At 38.9% G+C, this 16,528-nt stretch carries 15 protein-coding genes and 2 tRNA genes; 11 read left to right on the forward strand and 6 right to left on the reverse strand.

Annotated elements, in window-relative coordinates:
- Positions 1-40 precede the first annotated feature (40 nt).
- Positions 41-355 carry a hypothetical protein gene (locus tag FPK91_RS01915; protein WP_144207220.1) on the reverse strand — a complete coding sequence of 105 codons (315 nt, stop codon included), beginning with the start codon at positions 353-355 and terminating at the stop codon, positions 41-43.
- 176 nt (positions 356-531) lie between these two features.
- Between FPK91_RS01915 and FPK91_RS01920 the strand changes: the two genes are divergently transcribed.
- Genes FPK91_RS01920 through FPK91_RS01930 form a run of 3 tightly spaced genes read left to right on the forward strand, consistent with a single transcriptional unit; the run spans position 532 to position 3,443 of the window.
- Positions 532-1,026 (forward strand): putative 4-hydroxy-4-methyl-2-oxoglutarate aldolase, encoded by a 495-nt coding sequence (locus FPK91_RS01920; protein ID WP_144207223.1) that lies wholly within the window; start codon positions 532-534, stop codon positions 1,024-1,026.
- Positions 1,027-1,086: 60 nt separating this feature from the next.
- Positions 1,087-2,904, forward strand: a complete 1,818-nt coding sequence (locus tag FPK91_RS01925; protein ID WP_144207226.1) for an AsmA family protein — start codon at positions 1,087-1,089, stop codon at positions 2,902-2,904.
- Entirely contained in the window at positions 2,904-3,443 is a 540-nt protein-coding gene (locus FPK91_RS01930) for a BsuPI-related putative proteinase inhibitor (RefSeq protein WP_144207229.1), read from the forward strand. Before FPK91_RS01925 ends, FPK91_RS01930 begins: the two co-directional genes overlap by 1 nt.
- Positions 3,444-3,543: 100 nt before the next feature.
- Here FPK91_RS01930 and FPK91_RS01935 read toward each other — a convergent pair whose 3' ends face one another.
- Positions 3,544-5,070 carry a LysM peptidoglycan-binding domain-containing protein gene (locus FPK91_RS01935; protein ID WP_144207232.1) on the reverse strand — a complete coding sequence of 509 codons (1,527 nt, stop codon included), beginning with the start codon at positions 5,068-5,070 and terminating at the stop codon, positions 3,544-3,546.
- A 143-nt stretch (positions 5,071-5,213) separates the two neighbouring features.
- On the reverse strand, positions 5,214-5,990 hold the full coding sequence (gene gloB, locus FPK91_RS01940; protein WP_144207235.1) for a hydroxyacylglutathione hydrolase: 777 nt from the start codon (positions 5,988-5,990) through the stop codon (positions 5,214-5,216).
- A 279-nt stretch (positions 5,991-6,269) separates the two neighbouring features.
- On the opposite strand from gloB, the gene FPK91_RS01945 reads away from it, so the two are divergent.
- On the forward strand, positions 6,270-6,998 hold the full coding sequence (locus tag FPK91_RS01945; protein ID WP_144207239.1) for a class I SAM-dependent methyltransferase: 729 nt from the start codon (positions 6,270-6,272) through the stop codon (positions 6,996-6,998).
- A 63-nt stretch (positions 6,999-7,061) separates the two neighbouring features.
- Here FPK91_RS01945 and rnhA read toward each other — a convergent pair whose 3' ends face one another.
- The gene (gene rnhA / locus FPK91_RS01950) at positions 7,062-7,541 is read right to left on the reverse strand and encodes a ribonuclease HI (RefSeq protein ID WP_144207242.1); all 480 of its coding nucleotides are present in this window, start codon (positions 7,539-7,541) and stop codon (positions 7,062-7,064) included.
- A 76-nt stretch (positions 7,542-7,617) separates the two neighbouring features.
- Between rnhA and dnaQ the strand changes: the two genes are divergently transcribed.
- From dnaQ to FPK91_RS01975, 5 genes are all read left to right on the forward strand, one after another.
- Positions 7,618-8,352 (forward strand): DNA polymerase III subunit epsilon, encoded by a 735-nt coding sequence (dnaQ, locus tag FPK91_RS01955; RefSeq protein ID WP_144207245.1) that lies wholly within the window; start codon positions 7,618-7,620, stop codon positions 8,350-8,352.
- A 12-nt stretch (positions 8,353-8,364) separates the two neighbouring features.
- Positions 8,365-9,657, forward strand: coding sequence for a TIGR03503 family protein (locus tag FPK91_RS01960; protein ID WP_227006657.1), 1,293 nt, complete (start codon positions 8,365-8,367; stop codon positions 9,655-9,657).
- Between the two features lie 156 nt (positions 9,658-9,813).
- Positions 9,814-9,890 (forward strand) — tRNA-Asp (locus tag FPK91_RS01965).
- A 50-nt stretch (positions 9,891-9,940) separates the two neighbouring features.
- A tRNA-Asp gene (locus FPK91_RS01970) sits at positions 9,941-10,017 on the forward strand.
- 946 nt (positions 10,018-10,963) lie between these two features.
- Complete coding sequence (locus FPK91_RS01975) at positions 10,964-12,877, forward strand: cation:proton antiporter (RefSeq protein ID WP_144207251.1); 1,914 nt, start codon at positions 10,964-10,966, stop codon at positions 12,875-12,877.
- Positions 12,878-12,998: 121 nt separating this feature from the next.
- Here FPK91_RS01975 and bcp read toward each other — a convergent pair whose 3' ends face one another.
- Both bcp and FPK91_RS01985 read right to left on the reverse strand, forming a co-directional pair.
- Positions 12,999-13,469: a thioredoxin-dependent thiol peroxidase gene (bcp, locus tag FPK91_RS01980; RefSeq protein ID WP_144207254.1), complete on the reverse strand. Its 471-nt coding sequence runs from the start codon at positions 13,467-13,469 to the stop codon at positions 12,999-13,001.
- 22 nt (positions 13,470-13,491) lie between these two features.
- A complete protein-coding gene (locus FPK91_RS01985) occupies positions 13,492-14,016 on the reverse strand; it encodes a glycine cleavage system protein R (RefSeq protein WP_144207256.1) in 525 nt (174 codons plus the stop codon).
- Positions 14,017-14,368: 352 nt separating this feature from the next.
- Here FPK91_RS01985 and dapA point away from each other — a divergent pair, with 352 nt between their 5' ends.
- Positions 14,369-15,256, forward strand: a complete 888-nt coding sequence (gene dapA, locus FPK91_RS01990; RefSeq protein ID WP_144207259.1) for a 4-hydroxy-tetrahydrodipicolinate synthase — start codon at positions 14,369-14,371, stop codon at positions 15,254-15,256.
- Positions 15,257-16,357 (forward strand): outer membrane protein assembly factor BamC, encoded by a 1,101-nt coding sequence (bamC, locus tag FPK91_RS01995; protein ID WP_144207262.1) that lies wholly within the window; start codon positions 15,257-15,259, stop codon positions 16,355-16,357. It abuts the gene before it with no gap.
- Positions 16,358-16,528 lie beyond the last annotated feature (171 nt).

The following is a 16,528-nucleotide window of genomic DNA, read 5'->3' on the forward strand; positions in this document are numbered from 1 at the left end:
TTTACTAATGAAGTTCGATGTGCATAAAGTTAATATGACATTAACCTTGTTTAATTATCGCCATTATATTAATCACCTCTTGGTAAGAGATTTTGTATTCTCTTGAAAGTTGGATTATTTTAGACTTATAGGTTTGAATTTGTTCTTGTTTAATTGAGTTTTTCTGCTTTTCTTCTACCATCTCTGATACGACTTCATTTAAGATTTTTAAACGACGTACACTATAATCAAGTGAGTTTAGATAGGTTTTCATTTGTTGTTTGTTACGCGCATTCTCTAGATTCTTAGTGGTTCTATTTTCGAAATCTAATTCATCAAATGCGTTAATTACATTTTGTAAATTTATATCAGTCATATCAATAACTACTTAGGATTGTGAGTAAATGAGTGCAATAGATGCAAGGCGACTCTGTTCTTCCATGAATAGTAAAGAGTATAAGCGACAGTCTATTCAGATTAATGATTTGTTTCAATAGAGCATGAAGTTTATATTAACCATTAATCAATTTATTTTAGTACAGGGAGTGAAGAATGTTAGATTTATTACCTGATTTATTTGATCACTACGAATCACAGTTGAATTTAATCTCAGCTAATTGGAAAAGCTATGGTGGCAAAGGTATCTTTTTTGGTGAAGTGGTTACCGTTAAGTGTTTCGAAGATAACTCAAAAGTTAAATCAATTTTAGCCACACCTGGAAAAGGTAAGGTTTTGGTTGTTGATGGTGGTGGGGGTTGTCGACGCGCATTACTTGGTGACATGATTGCCGAGTCTGCAGCCAGAAACGAATGGGAAGGGATTGTGATATATGGTGCTGTCAGAGATGTTGGTACATTAGCCACGATTGATATTGGTGTGCAAGCGCTTGGAGCAAACCCAATAAAAACACAAAAGAAAGATGTTGGCCAAGTTAACGTCGATATCGAGATTGCTAGCGTCATCATTAAACCCACTATGATGATATATGCAGATAGAAATGGTATTGCTATTACCGAAAAACCTTTAGATTTAGCGGTTTTAAGCTAAACTTAGGTAAATTAGCACCATCTTAGAAATAAAATCAATTTTGCTTACAAGGATGCAAACATGAAGGCACTTAAATGGCTATTAGGTATTGTGGCAGGCGTAGTATTACTGCTGGTTGTTTATTTAACGGTATTTTTTGACCCAAATAGCTTTAAACCGCAAATAGTTGATGCAGTTAAAAAACAAACCGGTCGTGATTTCGTTATCAAAGAAGATCTCAGTTGGAGTTTCTTTCCCTCTCTTGGTATTAACTTAGGCGGTATTTCGCTTTCTAATCCAGAAAACTTTAGTCCAAGTACTTTATTGGAAGTAAATGAAGCCATTGCCAGTGTGTCGCTAATGCCTTTATTAAGCCAAGAAGTTGAAATTGCTCAATTGTCTCTTGATGGTTTAACCATGAATATGGTGACCAAAAAAGATGGCTCAACTAGCTTTGATGGTTTAAGTGGAGAAAGCGCTTCAGAAAATGTTGCTACTGAAACTGAAGCGTCAACAGGTAACAGTGTTGAACTGCAAAGTCTACAAATTGGTGGTGTATCTATTACTAACACGACCATTAATATTATTGATGAAGCAGCTGGCACGACGCAAGTCTTCAGTTTGAACAGTCTCACCTTAGGTAAGTTTTCACTGGGTAATGCAGCCGATTTTGCTTATGACTTTTCTGCACAAATGCCTGATATGACAGTAGCAAGTAAAGGTGATGGTCAGTTAACCATTAGCAAAGACATGACAAAGGTAGCTATCGCGGACTTTACAATTAATACTGACGTAAACGGCGAAGCCATTCCTAATAAATCATTGAGTAGCAAATTGTCTACAGATATTAATGTTGCTTTGGATGCTAAGACTTTAGAAGTAGTGATTAATGATCTGTCAGCGATGGATATTACCGCTACAGGTTCATTAGATGTTAATTACGGCACTAATATACCAAAAATTAACTTACAAATTGATGTCGGTGATATTGATGTTGATAAATTAATGCCAGCTTCGGAAGCGACAGAAAGTACAACTGAGGAAAAGGTCGCTTCAAATGAGCCAGCTGTTGAACCCGATTTATCCGCTTTAAAGACTATCGATCTCACATTAGCTATGACGGTCAAGTCCATTAAAGTGGCTAACTTATTGACTCAATCATGGGTTATGAAGGCGAAAGTAAAAGATGGTGTTGCTGATTTAACTCAGTTTTCTGCTAATTTGTATGAGGGCAGCATTAAAGCCACGGCAAAACTTGATGGTCGTCAGAAAGTCGCAACCTATCGCTTTGAAGAAACTTTATCAGGTGTACAATTCCGTCCTTTACTCAAAGATGCTGCGGATATTGATTTAATCTCTGGCTCAGCTAACTTTACCGTTTCTGGTTCAGGTAAGAGTTTAATCCCAGATAACTTGAAGAAAAACCTACTTGCAAAAGGCAATTTTGAAATTGCAGATGGTTCTATTTATGGGGTTAACATTCCACAAATGATCCGTAGTGCTGAAGATAAATTGAAAGGCGACTTGTCAGCGAGTAATGAAGAAGAGTTAAAAACGGATTTTACCAGTCTAACCGGTAGCTTTGATTTGAAAAATGCTGTTGTCACTAACCCAGATCTTGCAATGGCATCGCCATTGATCCGTCTAGGTGGTAAAGGCAGTGCTAATATCGATACACAAACTGTTGATTACAAATTAACGACGTCTTTAGTCGGATCACTCGCTGGTCAGGGTGGCGATAATAGCGCACTTGCAGGTGTTGATATTCCACTTACGATTACAGGCAGTATGCAAGACCCTAAATTTGGCATAGATACTAGTGCATTGTTTGATGCCAAACTGAAGGGTGAAACAGATAAATTGAAAGACAGTTTATTTAAAAAATTAGGAGGGTTTTAATGAAACGATTAGTAGGTTGCTTAAGCATTTTAATGGTGGGTTGTTCAGCAACGAGCGCAGACGTTACAGCTGAAGCTCAACAAACAACGGTTAATCAGGTGGTAAAGGCTGATAAAACCATAATGCTAGGAGCTGGAGTATCAACAATGGCACATACTCTTTTAACTGGTCAGTTAGACGCTGAACCTTATACAGATAGTACCAAGGCTATGTCATTGACATTTACAGCCACCAATACTCACTCTGAAACTGTGCGTATACGTTTTAACTCAGGTATGACTGCTGATTTATGGCTTTATGATCAAAAAGGTCAAAAGGTGTGGTCTTCTTCACAAGATATGATGTATACCCAAGCATTGCGTGATGTCACCTTAGCGCCAACTAAATCGATTGTTAGCCGTTTTAGTGTTCCGGCTGCCGTCATGGGTAAAGTTAATGGTTCTGGATACCGTTTTGAAGTCAAGTTTGCTGGTAAGTCATCTGATGATAGCGGTGCGATGTTATTGAACCTAGGTTCTACACCCTTGATCGTAAAATGATATCGAACTAACACTCGATTTAGAGACATAAAAAACGGCAAGTTAAACTTGCCGTTTTTTTATGTGTATACCAAACCAATGCTAGTTTAAAGTCAATTATCTATGCGTTAACCTTAGACACATCAACAATCAACTTAAGCATCTGACCAGGTTGAATATATTTCGTATTTTGTAGTTTATTCCATTGAATAAGCTCATCAACTGAAACATTAAATCTAGTCGCTATTCTCGCTAATGAATCACCTGATCTCACTTTGTAATTCACCGTTCTTTCAGCAGCATTTTGCTTTGACGATACCGAGCCAACTTTTAATTCTTTGCCGATACTTAATGTTCCGTTCTTAGATAAGCGATTCCAACGAATTAAATCATCAACGCTGACATTATTATTCCTTGCTATAACCCATAAGGAGTCACCAGACTTCACCGTGTGAGTTCGAGATTTGACAGAGAACGTACTTGTTGTCTGTGCAAGTAATTGGTCTGTCGTTAGGCTTTGACCTTCCTGTGGGACAGGGATGATTAAATATTTTCCCGCTCTAATATTGTTGTTTTTAAGGTCGTTACTTGATCGGATAAACGAGGATGAAGTATCAAATCTTTTCGCAATTTGACTGACAGTATCACCTGATTGAATTTGGTATCTGTGCCAGTTCAACTTAGATTTTGGATCAAGCTTTGCCAGTTTTTGCTCAAACACTGTCGCCTTATCAAAAGGCACCACAAGGGTATGCGGGCCATCTGGTGATGTTGCCCATCGGTCTAATCCAGGATTCAGCGCCTTCAATTCATTAATATTCATATCTGCTAGATCTGCTGCAAGCTTAAGATCAATCTGGCTTTGGGTATCAACAATGGCGATATGTTGGTCATTGCTGATAGGAGTTAAATTAATCCCATATTTTTCAGAATGTTGAATGACATCAGCTAATGCAATTAACTGAGGGACATATCGCTGGGTTTCACGCGGTAAAGATAGCGCCCAAAACTCTGTGCTTTTACCAGCAGCTATATTACGACGAACAGCATTATTAACTCGTCCTTCACCGGTATTATAAGCCGCAATAGCGTATAACCAGTTTTGACCAGTTCTATCATATAGATATTCTAAAAAGTCCAGCGCAGCAGTTGTTGCTGCAGGTACATCGCGTCTACCGTCATACCACCAGTCACTTTTAACGCCAAAGTAATCAGAGATCGGTGTGGTTAATTGCCATAAGCCTGAAGCTGCACTGGCTGAATATGCTGAAGGGTCAAAAGAGCTTTCCACAATAGGTAACAAAGCTAATTCAATGGGTAAATCACGCTTTTCAAGTTCTTCAACTATGTAATGTAGATAAGGTTCTGCACGCTGAGAAACGATTTCTAAATGTCTTGGGTTTGCTAGATACCAGTCTCGGTATTGATTTACCAGTTTCACATCATCAATTGGCATTGTCATTTGCAGACGTATTCTTTGCCAAACATCAGTTACTTCAACAGGTTTTTCAACTTTTCCTATGGCTTTTTTTGATTCAGCGGGCTGTTGGATGACAATCGGTGCAGGGTCTTGTTCAACTGTTGTGAGAGTTTGACACCCTGACAACAAAGTTAAGCTTCCAACAAAAAAGTATAAAGGTTTTTGCATCTAAAAATAAATCCTAAGTCTTGCAAAACAGGCTGAAAAATTTTGTCAGCCAAAAGTATATGGTCAAAATTGAAGCGGCATTGTAGTGTAAATTGACTTCAATGTCTTTGCTAAGTTAGCTATATGGCGGCTAGCTCAAATTTTTAAAAGTTATTTTTCCACTCTCTGAGTAGAGTAAATGTTTGTAGATCAGAAGGTTTTTCGACTTTAAAATGGGCTGATACCACAGCTTTAATTTCTTCGCTGTCACTTCTTAAAAAGGGATTTATCGCTAATTCGGTACCAATGGTAGAAGGAATCGTAGCTTGATTATGTTGTCTCGCTAACGTCACTGTTTGAATATATTGCTGTAAAGCGAGATTGTTGGGCTCAGTCACAAGTGCAAATTTTAAATTGGCCGCGGTATATTCATGGGCACAGTAGACTTCAGTTTCAGTGGGTAAAATTGCAAGTTTACCCAGTGAGGCTGACATTTGCTTTGCTGTACCTTCAAATAATCTACCGCAACCACCACTGAATAATGTATCACCGCAAAATAATTTATCTGCTATTTGATAAGCAATATGCCCAAGAGTGTGTCCTGGTACTGTGATGACATCGACTGCCGCTTCAATAAACTCAAGTGATAATTGCTGTTCACCTTCTAATGGATGCGTGAGGCCGGTAATATTTTCTGATGCAGGTCCGTAAACAATTAATGCATTATTATTAGCAAGCTGCAGTTGCTCTATGCCACCAGTATGATCTGAATGATGGTGAGTGATTAAAATTCCTGCTAATTCTAATGAAGAGTCATTTAAGAAATTAAGAACACTTTTGCCGCAACCGGGATCCACAACATAAGCTTTATTTGAGTTGTTAGCGTGAAAAAGCCAGATGTAATTATCGTTGAAAGCTGGAATTCTGATGACTGAAAGCATGATTAAGTCCATAAAAATATCTTGAGTGCTAGGTTAACGGATAATTGGCTTAAGGCCAACTATCGACTGTTGTTAGGGCTCTTGGCCATTATTTTAGTTATGGCTGCTGTTTAGACGCTAAAATCACAGTGACTGAAATGAATTCTAATAGCACAACTTTTATAATGAGAAACTGTTTTTGAACTAAGAGATGAATGATAACTCTTGATACCAAAATGCTAACGACAAAAAATGATAAATCGTTATAATCATTGAAAGCTTTTAAAATGGAGAGTGTTGATGTCGTCAAATCAGAAACCACAACAATGGCAACAATTACCTTGTGGTGATGAGATTCAATTAGCGCTTGAGCAACAACTGGCAAATTGGTGGCCGAGAATTTTTGGTTATCATTTATTAAAGCTTGGTCCTTTAAGTGGTCAGGTTTCGAGTTTGCATTGTAATATTGCCAGACATTTCTCTATCCATGATCAAGACGGCGCATCAATAAAAGCCGACCCGCATCACTTGCCATTGCAAACTAGCTCGATGGATGCGGTTTTAATGAGCTTTCTTATTGAATTTGAACAAGACCCTTACCGTTTATTACGTGAAGTCGACCGGGTCTTAATTACTGGTGGTTACATTTTTATTTGTGGCTTCAATCCTGTAAGTACGGCATTTATCGGCAAGATATTGCCCAAGTATCAAACTCAGTTACCATGGAGTGGACAATTCTTTATGCCGGCACGGGTTAAAGATTGGCTTGGCCTTTTGGGCTATCAAATTCTTCAAGATGAACGATTTATTTATCATCCATTGATTGGTCAAATGGATCAGGGACGTTGGTGGCAGAATAGAATTGAGAAATGGCTGCCCGGAGTCGGGAGTGTTTATCTTATTGTCGCAAGAAAAATGGAGTCACCTTTGACGCCTATTCGCGAGAAGAAAAAGGCCAGAAACCCGCAATGGGCTGCAGCATCAACAGCAGGCAGAGCGGGGAGGTCTAAACATTCTAGACAAATATAATCTTATCCCACCTTACTAGCAGGCATATGAACTTATCTTGTTATAAGAATTTTTTAAAGAATGCTATTTAGCATCTGGCTGGTAATTAACATCTTCTTGCTGGGGGTTAGCTTCAGCGGCTTCTCTGGCTAAGTCGTCACAGCGTTCATTCTCAATATGACCAGCATGACCTTTAACCCAGCGCCAATCCATATCATGGATCTGACTAGCTTTATCAAGCCTTTTCCATAAGTCGACATTTTTGACAGGCGTTTTAGTTGAAGTAATCCACCCTTTCTTTTTCCAACCATGGATCCACTGGGTGATCCCTTGGCGCATATATTGGCTGTCGCTGGTGAGCACTATCTTACACGGCTCATACAAGGCTTCTAATGCGATAATGGGGGCTAATAGTTCCATACGGTTGTTGGTGGTTAATAAAAATCCATCAGACATTTCTTTGGTATGATGCTTATATTTCATTACAATACCGTATCCGCCGGGACCTGGATTACCAAGACACGAGCCATCAGTAAATATATTGATAAGTTTTAGTTCTGACATCAAATTGTTACCATGCAAAGAGCAATACAAATTTCGGCAATTATACCTATATTTTTACCAATTAATTGAGTTACCTATGAATATTATTTCTGGCGCTAGCCGACAAGTCATTTTAGATACTGAAACAACGGGTATGAACCAAGCTGGTGGGCCTATTTATATTGGTCACAGAATCATCGAAATTGGTTGTGTTGAAGTCATTGACCGAAAGTTAACGGGTAGAACATATCATCAGTATATCAATCCAGGGCAGATGATTGATCCTGAAGCGATTGAAGTACATGGTATTACTGACGAAAGAGTAGCGAAAGAACCACGATTTCATCAAATAGCTCAAGAGTTTATCGACTTTATCGACGGTGCTGAAATAGTCGCGCACAACGCCCCGTTCGATGTGAGTTTTATGGACCTTGAATTTAGCCAGTTGCGACCACAAGGCCCGAAAACTGCTGATATATGCGCCATTCTTGACTCTCTGGATATCGCTAAATACTTACATCCTGGTCAGAAAAATAACTTAGATGCATTAAGTAAACGCTACGGTATTGATACATCGCGCCGTACCTATCATGGCGCATTATTGGATGCTGAAATTCTAGCAGATGTTTACTTAGTGATGACGGGTGGTCAGATTGGTTTTAATCTGTCTAATGAAAAGGCCGGTCAAGAAGCGGGTGGGATACAATTAATTGATCAAAATGCGTTTAATCTTAAAGTGATTCAAGCTACGGCCGATGAATTAGTATCACATGATCAACGACTTGATTTAGTCCTTAAATCAGGTTCATGTATCTGGAGAGATGAAGCCTAAACAATGAAGCTAATGAAATCATACTGCCTTGCCCTTATTTTCATATTGTCTGCAGCACTAACGCCTCAGTTTGCGGCGGCTGTTCCTTATTCGCAGGCAAGTGAATTACAAAATAGATTTCGCATCGACCATATGGTTGATGAGCTCACACTATTGGTGCAGAGAAACTATGGTTCATCCCCAGTCATCGTTATATTGCCAGATGGTTCAAAATGGTATGCCGAAAGACATCCAGAAACGGTTAAGTGGGTTGATGGTATAACGGGGGACATGATTAAAATTCAGAAGCCTATGCCTGGACCCTGGCAGTTACTGGGTGATTTAGCACCGAATTCAACAATCCAAAAAGTATCAAACCTTGAAATTGATGTCGAACGCATTCCACAGCCCTTGTTTCAGGGTGAAAGGCTAAAAGTCACTGCTCGCTTATTAGGTGATGGTTTGACGGTAAGGTTGCCAGGTTTAGATTATATGATTGAGTGGACAGTAAAGTTCGCCAGTCACCATATAAATACTGATGCTAATTTTACCACTGGCACAGTTACCGTGGGTTCTTATAAAGATAATGGTGAAGGCTTGGATGAAAAACCTGATGACGGGATTTTTACTGGTAAGCAAAATCTGAATCAACCTTGGGGTAATTACACGTTAAGCGTTATTGCCAGAAATAATATTTTTCAAAGGGAAGTGACTTATCCATTTTATCTATCTGAAAAACCGGTAAAAGTCGAAATTGTTAAACCAGAAGATAGGCTCAATGGTGTCTGGCAGATAGATGTCAAAGTTGATGATGAAGTGCTTAAATTAGAACAAACCCATTTCCATTTTGAAATAGTGGGCCCTGCCGGGCTTAAGTTACCAGTGGTGTTAGATAAGATTGAATTTGCAGAAACATTGATCTCCTTACCAGAAGTGACAGATTTTGGCAGCTACAGAATAAAGGGAAGTGCAGCTTCTACAACGTTAGATGGCCGAGAAATACTATTAGATTTACCCGAATTGTTTTTTAACTTAATAGAACCACCAGCGCCGCCTCCCAGTGCTGAAGAGCTTGCTGCACGTGCCGCAGTCATAGCCGCATTAGAAGAAGAGGCGGCTAAAAGTAAAGCGATTGTGTGGATAGTATCGATTAATGGCGTGTTATTGATTATCGGGATACTGGGTTTGATTATTTGGCGTAAAAAACAAGCGCTCAATAAAGCACTTGCGGCAACTAAATTAAGATTAGAACAAGAAACTGATAAAAATGATGAAGCTGAACCGTCTATTGATGATCTGGATTTATCAATGCCGGATGATAAATAAATATTCGACCGATTTTATGTTTTCACTTATCACAGAAATAAACATAAATAAGCTAAGATTTAAGCGAGTTGAACGTTTTTTAGCTAAACAGACCAAAATATTAAAAAAACTGTTGACGGTTTTTGCCTACAACTTTATTATCCCTGCAACTTAAGTGGAGCGGTAGTTCAGTTGGTTAGAATACCGGCCTGTCACGCCGGGGGTCGCGGGTTCGAGTCCCGTCCGCTCCGCCAGTTAAGTTACTTAGATTTTGATTATCTGTTTTAACGGATGACACAATTTAGGAGCGGTAGTTCAGTTGGTTAGAATACCGGCCTGTCACGCCGGGGGTCGCGGGTTCGAGTCCCGTCCGCTCCGCCAAATAGATTAGCCCTTGTCATTAGACAAGGGCTTTTTTATGTCTAAAAATTGAGTTTGGTTTCCTAACGTGGTGCATAATTAAGTTCAGTAGGTTATTTTTTATAAGAGCTGCCGGCCTGTCACGCCGGAGGTCGCGGGTTCGAGTCCCGTCCGCTCCGCCAAATAGATTAGCCCTTGTCATTAGACTCTTTAAGATAAAAGGGCTTTTTATGTCTAAAATTTGAGTTTAGTTTCCTAACGTTATGCACAATTAAGTTCAGTAGGTTATTTTTTATAAGAGCTGCCGGCCTGTCACGCCAGGGGCGCGGGTTCGAGTCCTGACCACTTCGCCAAATATGTAAGCCCTTGTCTTTAGACTCTTTAAGATAAAAGGGTTTTTTTATGTCTAAAATTTGAGTTTAGTTTCCTAACGTTATGCATAATTAAATTCAGAAGGTTATTTTTTATAAGAGCTGCCGGCCTGTCACGCCAGGGGCGCGGGTTCGAGTCCTGACCACTTCGCCAAATATGTAAGCCCTTGTCTTTAGAATCTTTAAGATACAGGGGCTTTTTTATGTCTGAATTTTGAATCTGCTTTATAACGAGATGAATAATTAAGTTCAGTGGGTTATTTTTTATAAGAGCTGCCAGTTGTCTGTTACTTCCCATAAAATATCTCCGCTGTACCACTGCTGTTAATCACTATATAAGCTCCTACTATTACGACAAATTCGACGATTTTTGTTATTCGTGAATTATTTATAAATGATTTGGGTATCTAAAAAATTTATGGTATTCGTGATTTATAACAGCATACATATTTCAAATCAGTACGTTATGTGGTTAATGCGAAGTTAATTAATTGGTTTTATTGTTGCAATAAGCCTTGCTCTGGGGTTTGTTTTAGTATTTCATTAGGGCATTAAACAAGAGCGGAATGCTCCAGACATTTGAAAAGGAATTATCCATGGTAGAACACATAACTGGCATGCTCGCGCTGATTGGTGTGCTGTCTTTATTGTGTCAATGGTTAGGATGGAAGTTTCGTCTACCTGCAATTTTACCACTATTATTATGCGGTTTATTATTGGGCCCAGGGCTGGGTATTTTAGACCCCGATGCCATATTTGGGGATTTACTCTTTCCCATTATTTCATTAGGTGTTGCGGTCATCCTCTTTGAAGGCGCTTTAACACTTAATTTTAAAGAGATTAAAGATCACGGTAGAATGGTTACCAATCTTGTTAGCTTTGGTGCTTTTATCACTTGGGCTTGTATTGCCCCTGCAGCTCATTGGTTATTAGGCTTTGAATGGCCAATGGCACTGTTATTTGGTGCATTAGTTGTGGTAACAGGCCCAACGGTTATTGTGCCAATGCTACGTACAGTGCGGCCTAAATCAAACCTTGCAAGTATTTTGCGTTGGGAAGGCATTGTTATTGACCCTATTGGTGCCATTCTTGCCGTTTTAGTTTACGAATATATTGCCGTTGCCGCCGCTGCCGATCCAACGACTCATATTTTGATAGCGTTAGGAATGACACTATTGCTGGGTTTTGGCTTGGGTGCTCTTGCGGGTTACTTAATTGGTATAGCACTTCGCTCAAACGTATTCCCTCATTATCTAAAAAATACCGCTGTGTTAACGATTATGTTGGGGGTGTTTGTTGGTTCAAATCTTATTCAAGAAGAGTCTGGATTGCTGACTGTCACCGTCATGGGTATTTGGTTAGCCAATATGCGTGGAGTGGATATTGCCGACATTCTCGAATTTAAAGAAACCTTAACGGTATTATTAATCTCTGCATTATTTATTTTGTTGGCGGCACGTTTAAATTCAACTGCGATGCTAGATTTAGGCTGGGGTGGAATTGGTGTATTAGTCGTGGTGTTATTTGTTGCACGACCATTGAGTATTTGGATATCAGGAATTGGCACCAGCTTATCTAGAGCTGATAAATGGTTTTTGAGTTGGGTGGCACCAAGAGGTATTGTTGCTGCTGCTATTTCATCTCTATTTGCGATTAAGCTTGAAGCCATAAATGTTGAAGGGGCAAGTACAATTGTACCCTTGGTATTTTTAATCATTATTGGAACGGTTGTTATTCAGAGTTTAACCGCTGGCCCTTGGGCTAAGTTTCTCGGAGTTAAAGCTGAATCTTCTCAAGGTTTATTATTATTTGGTGCATCAAAGTTCTCACGAGAGTTGGCTAAAGTGCTCACTGATAAACAAGTGAAAGTTGTATTAGCTGATAATAACTGGGATAACATCAGACAAGCCAGGATGGCAAATATCCCGGTGTACTTTGGTAATCCTGCTTCAGAGCATGCAGAGAACTTTATGGATTTAAGTGGAATAGGTCGGGTGTTAATTTTATCTCCTTACCGCCAGTTAAACCCATTAGTCAGCTTTCACTTTCAAGATTGGTTTGGTATTGAAAAAGTTTATGGTCTAAATAATGCGGAGGCGGGTAGTGCAAGGCATCAACTTTCCGAGTCTTATTTAAAGCGTTTATGTTTATTTGGTGAGTCAGTATCTTATGCAAAATTAGCAAGCTATATGTCTAAAGGTGCAGTGATTAAAGTGACCAACATTACTGAAAGTTTTACTTTTGAACACTTTAAAGAACGCTATGGCGAAACCGCGATGCCATTAATTTATTTGACCAAAGATCAGAAATTAAAAATTGTTTCAGGCGCCGAGATTAATGAACTACCTGTTGGTATCGAATTAATCAGCCTTTTGCCTCAAGAAGCCCAAGAGCAAGCCGAAAAGCAACGTAAAATGGCAGAGGTTTCAGACAAAGAGGTCGCAGAAAGAAAAATGCAAAAAAAACCTATAGCAGAAGATGGTGATACAGAAACTGTGCAGCCTGATTAAAGCTAATAGAGTTGATAGATGTTGAAAGGCATAAAAAAAGCTTCGTTATCAACGAAGCTTTTTTATTGCTAATTTGTAGCGCGACTTAAATGAGCCGCTAGCCTCGGTCTTTATAGCTAAGTTAAAGCTCCGCGATTACGGCTAAAACGACTTCATGATGATTCTTGGTTTTGAACTTGTCAAAAACATGAATGACCTTACCATCTTGTCCAATTAAGAAGCTAAGCCTATGAATCCCATCATAAATTTTCCCCATAAACTTTTTCTCGCCCCAAACCCCGAAACCATCAGCAACAGCATGGTCTTCATCACTTAAAAGTGAAAAGTTTAGTTCTTGCTTATCATTGAATTTGAGAAGTTTTGCGACAGGATCAGGACTTAAACCGAATACAGTGACATTACTATTGGCTAATTCTACTTTACTATCTCGTAATCCTTGAGCTTGCACAGTGCAGCCAGGTGTAGATGCCTTTGGGTAAAAATAGACTAAAACAGGTCCAGATTTAAGAGCTTCACTTAACGACACTGATTCATCGAATTGGTTTTGTAGAGTGAATTGTGGCGCTAAATCACCGACTGTTAACGTGTTCATGTAAAGTCCTTATTATATAAATTTAATTATCACTAATCTGCATGTGATTAATAGAACATTCGAGTTCTAGCTCAGAAGCAAGTTGATGAATACTCTTTTCAAGTTTAATCAGATCAACTTTTTCAGGAACATTAATCGTAAATAAAATGTTCTGAGTTAAATCTTCATCAGCATGTGAGCGAACAGCTGCTAAATCAAGTGAACGATCGGCAAGAAATTCGGTGATGCTTTTCATCGTGCCGCGTTGGTCTTTACCATTAACACTGACTTCAATGCGAGAGATATAATTTGGTGGTGTATGTTTGGATGTGCGCTTCATTACCATGAGTAATTCAAGTTCGACACTAAGGCTAGGTAAGAGCGTTTCAATCTTTGTTATTGCAGTCCAAGAGCCCGAAATCATCATAATTAAGGTAAATTCACTACCAAAAAGAGCCATACGGCTATCGACGATGTCACAGTCACATTCACTTGCTAAACGGGCTAGACGACTAACTAAACCGGGGCGATCAGCACCCATAGCAGTAACGACCATATAGTTGGTCATGGAATTTCCTCACTTTTTCGATATCATAGAGCGTAAACTAGCGAGCTAACGCAAAGTTTTTTTGCGGGTACTAATGCTACCATAACTAATTACAAACCACATAAGTATGTCAACGTTGAGTAAGATTCATTTTAAATAATTTACTTCTTGCTAGAACAACTTACGTGTAATATTCATTTTAAAGAAATATAGTATATTGCTTGATCTTATAAAAATTAAAAAAGCCATATAACAATCCCGTCAACATGATTGTGTAAGCTTTACAATAAATGCATTTGAGAGCCCCGTTAATGCTTGTCATTAGTAGTAGGCATAAGTAACATAGCGAATCCTGAAACCTTGGGGAATTTAGATGATAAACGGAAGCATCGTAGCCTTAATCACTCCTATGAATAGTGATGGCACAATTGATTATAATAGTCTGGAAAGGCTAGTTGAATTTCATATTGAACAAGGTACAGATGCGATAGTCGCAGTAGGTACCACAGGAGAGTCTGCCACTCTTCCAATTAAAGAACATGCACAAGTTGTTGCACAAACGGTTAAATTCGCTGCAGGGCGTATTCCTGTTATCGGCGGAAATGGTGCCAATGCAACGGCTGAAGCAATTGAATTAACACAGTCAATGGCCGATTCGGGCATTGTGGCCATGCTTGGTGTAACGCCTTATTATAATAAACCGACACCAAAGGGTTTGATTGCACATTACAAAGCCGTCGCTGCTAGTACCGATATCCCACAAATTCTCTATAACGTACCAGGCCGCACATCAGTTGATATGCTACCTGAAACCGTTGCAGAATTAGTTGCTGTTAAAAATATTGTTGGTGTAAAAGAAGCTACTGGTGACTTAACCCGTGTGGCAAAATTACGTGAATTATGTGGTCAAGACTTTAAACTTTACAGCGGTGATGATGCGACAGCGAGAGACTTCTTATTACTAGGTGGTGATGGCGTTATATCTGTTGCAAATAATGTCGTACCCAAAGCATTTAAAGCGATGTGTGATGCAGCTTTAGCTGGCGACCATGCATTATCAGAAAGTATTAATCAGCCACTGAATGCTTTATATCGTGATCTCTTTTGTGAAGCGAACCCAATCCCGGTTAAATGGGCTGTTCATCAAATGGGTTTAATAAGCCAAGGACACATTCGTTTACCTTTAACTGAACTTTCTGAGCAGTTTCATGGTCTGTTGTTAGAAGCGATGAAACAAGCCCAGATAGAGGTAACAGAATAAATGTTGAAGCAAGTCACCCCAATTTTATTAATTGTAGCTGTAACAGCTTGTAGTTCTCCGACTGATCGAAGAATCGCAAATGGTAACGATGAATACGTCAATGCTAAAGAAATACCACTGCTTACTATTCCAGAAGGGCTTAATGAGCCTACCTATGGACGTGAGTATGATATTCCTAAGGTTGGTGAAAATGCCAACAAGGATGTGTTTGGTAAACGTTTAGACATTCGTCCTCCTTTACTTGTGTTACCAATGTCTGAAGGTACTCGAGTAGAAGAAGGTACAGATAATATTAAAATCATTGTTGAATCAATTTCGACAACCAAAGATCTTAAGCAAGAAGTTTTTGATAATATTCATGGTTTCTTAGCAAAGTATGATGTTGCTATCGAAAAAGAAAGCTTTGAAGAAGGTTTTATTGAAACCGGTTGGATTGAGAATGCAGATGTTATCGACACCAGTTGGTTTGGGGAAGATAAAGTTTATTTACTTCGTCAACGCTATCGTTACGACATAGATGTTAGTCCTCATGGCCGTTCAGGTAGCATGAGCATTGATTTAGTTGATCATGAAGAATCTTACAACGGTGATGACCAAGAAGTATTGTTAACTGGCGAAGATAAACGTCGTTACACAATCGATATGCTTAATAACACCATTGCTTATATTAGTTTGAAACGTGAAAAAGAAATTAAAGCCGATCGTATCGAGCAAAGTTTAGGTATTACGGTAGATTTAGTTGCTGAAACAGAAGAGACAGGTGCTTACTACATTTCTGAAACCGACTTTACTAAAACGTGGGATAGACTTCGTATCGTTTTACCTGAGTTAGGTTTTGATATTGTTGATATGAACAGTGCAAAAGGTTTGTACTATATTGTCTTAGAAGAAAGCGGCGGATTCTGGAGTTCATTATGGAGTGAAGAACAGTTATCTTTAGACAGAGGTAATTACCGTGTTGAACTGGTTGAAACTGAAGATAAAGAACAAACTGAAATTTATCTAAAAGATGCATCAGGTGAACCGCTCTCTAATGATGTTATTACTGAGATTTACCGCGTAATTAGCGACGCTATGAAAGAAGATCGTAAAGTGAGATAAGACGATTAACTGTATACATGTTTCAAGTTATGTATGACTGATTAATCCTTAAACACATAATTGTTAAGGCTTACAAAAAGGGACACCTCAGGTGTCTCTTTTTTTATGCTAAAAATAAACTAAAAGCAGTGTTATTCGCTACCACAGAGTCTTTTTAACCATTTAAAATTC

The sequence above is a fragment of the Shewanella donghaensis genome (assembly GCF_007567505.1).
Classification (GTDB): domain Bacteria; phylum Pseudomonadota; class Gammaproteobacteria; order Enterobacterales; family Shewanellaceae; genus Shewanella; species Shewanella donghaensis.

Bases quoted from the DNA above. Each gene is read 5' to 3' on its own strand.
- FPK91_RS01975 (WP_144207251.1), top strand. From the start codon at position 10,964: ATGGTAGAACACATAACTGGCATGCTCGCGCTGATTGGTGTGCTGTCT.
- rnhA (WP_144207242.1), bottom strand. From the start codon at position 7,541: ATGTCAGAACTAAAACTTATCAATATATTTACTGATGGCTCGTGTCTT.
- bamC (WP_144207262.1), top strand. From the start codon at position 15,257: ATGTTGAAGCAAGTCACCCCAATTTTATTAATTGTAGCTGTAACAGCT.
- FPK91_RS01930 (WP_144207229.1), top strand. From the start codon at position 2,904: ATGAAACGATTAGTAGGTTGCTTAAGCATTTTAATGGTGGGTTGTTCA.
- FPK91_RS01915 (WP_144207220.1), bottom strand. From the start codon at position 355: ATGACTGATATAAATTTACAAAATGTAATTAACGCATTTGATGAATTA.
- dnaQ (WP_144207245.1), top strand. From the start codon at position 7,618: ATGAATATTATTTCTGGCGCTAGCCGACAAGTCATTTTAGATACTGAA.
- bcp (WP_144207254.1), bottom strand. From the start codon at position 13,469: ATGAACACGTTAACAGTCGGTGATTTAGCGCCACAATTCACTCTACAA.
- dapA (WP_144207259.1), top strand. From the start codon at position 14,369: ATGATAAACGGAAGCATCGTAGCCTTAATCACTCCTATGAATAGTGAT.
- gloB (WP_144207235.1), bottom strand. From the start codon at position 5,990: ATGCTTTCAGTCATCAGAATTCCAGCTTTCAACGATAATTACATCTGG.
- FPK91_RS01945 (WP_144207239.1), top strand. From the start codon at position 6,270: ATGTCGTCAAATCAGAAACCACAACAATGGCAACAATTACCTTGTGGT.
- FPK91_RS01985 (WP_144207256.1), bottom strand. From the start codon at position 14,016: ATGACCAACTATATGGTCGTTACTGCTATGGGTGCTGATCGCCCCGGT.
- FPK91_RS01920 (WP_144207223.1), top strand. From the start codon at position 532: ATGTTAGATTTATTACCTGATTTATTTGATCACTACGAATCACAGTTG.
- FPK91_RS01960 (WP_227006657.1), top strand. From the start codon at position 8,365: ATGAAATCATACTGCCTTGCCCTTATTTTCATATTGTCTGCAGCACTA.
- FPK91_RS01925 (WP_144207226.1), top strand. From the start codon at position 1,087: ATGAAGGCACTTAAATGGCTATTAGGTATTGTGGCAGGCGTAGTATTA.
- FPK91_RS01935 (WP_144207232.1), bottom strand. From the start codon at position 5,070: ATGCAAAAACCTTTATACTTTTTTGTTGGAAGCTTAACTTTGTTGTCA.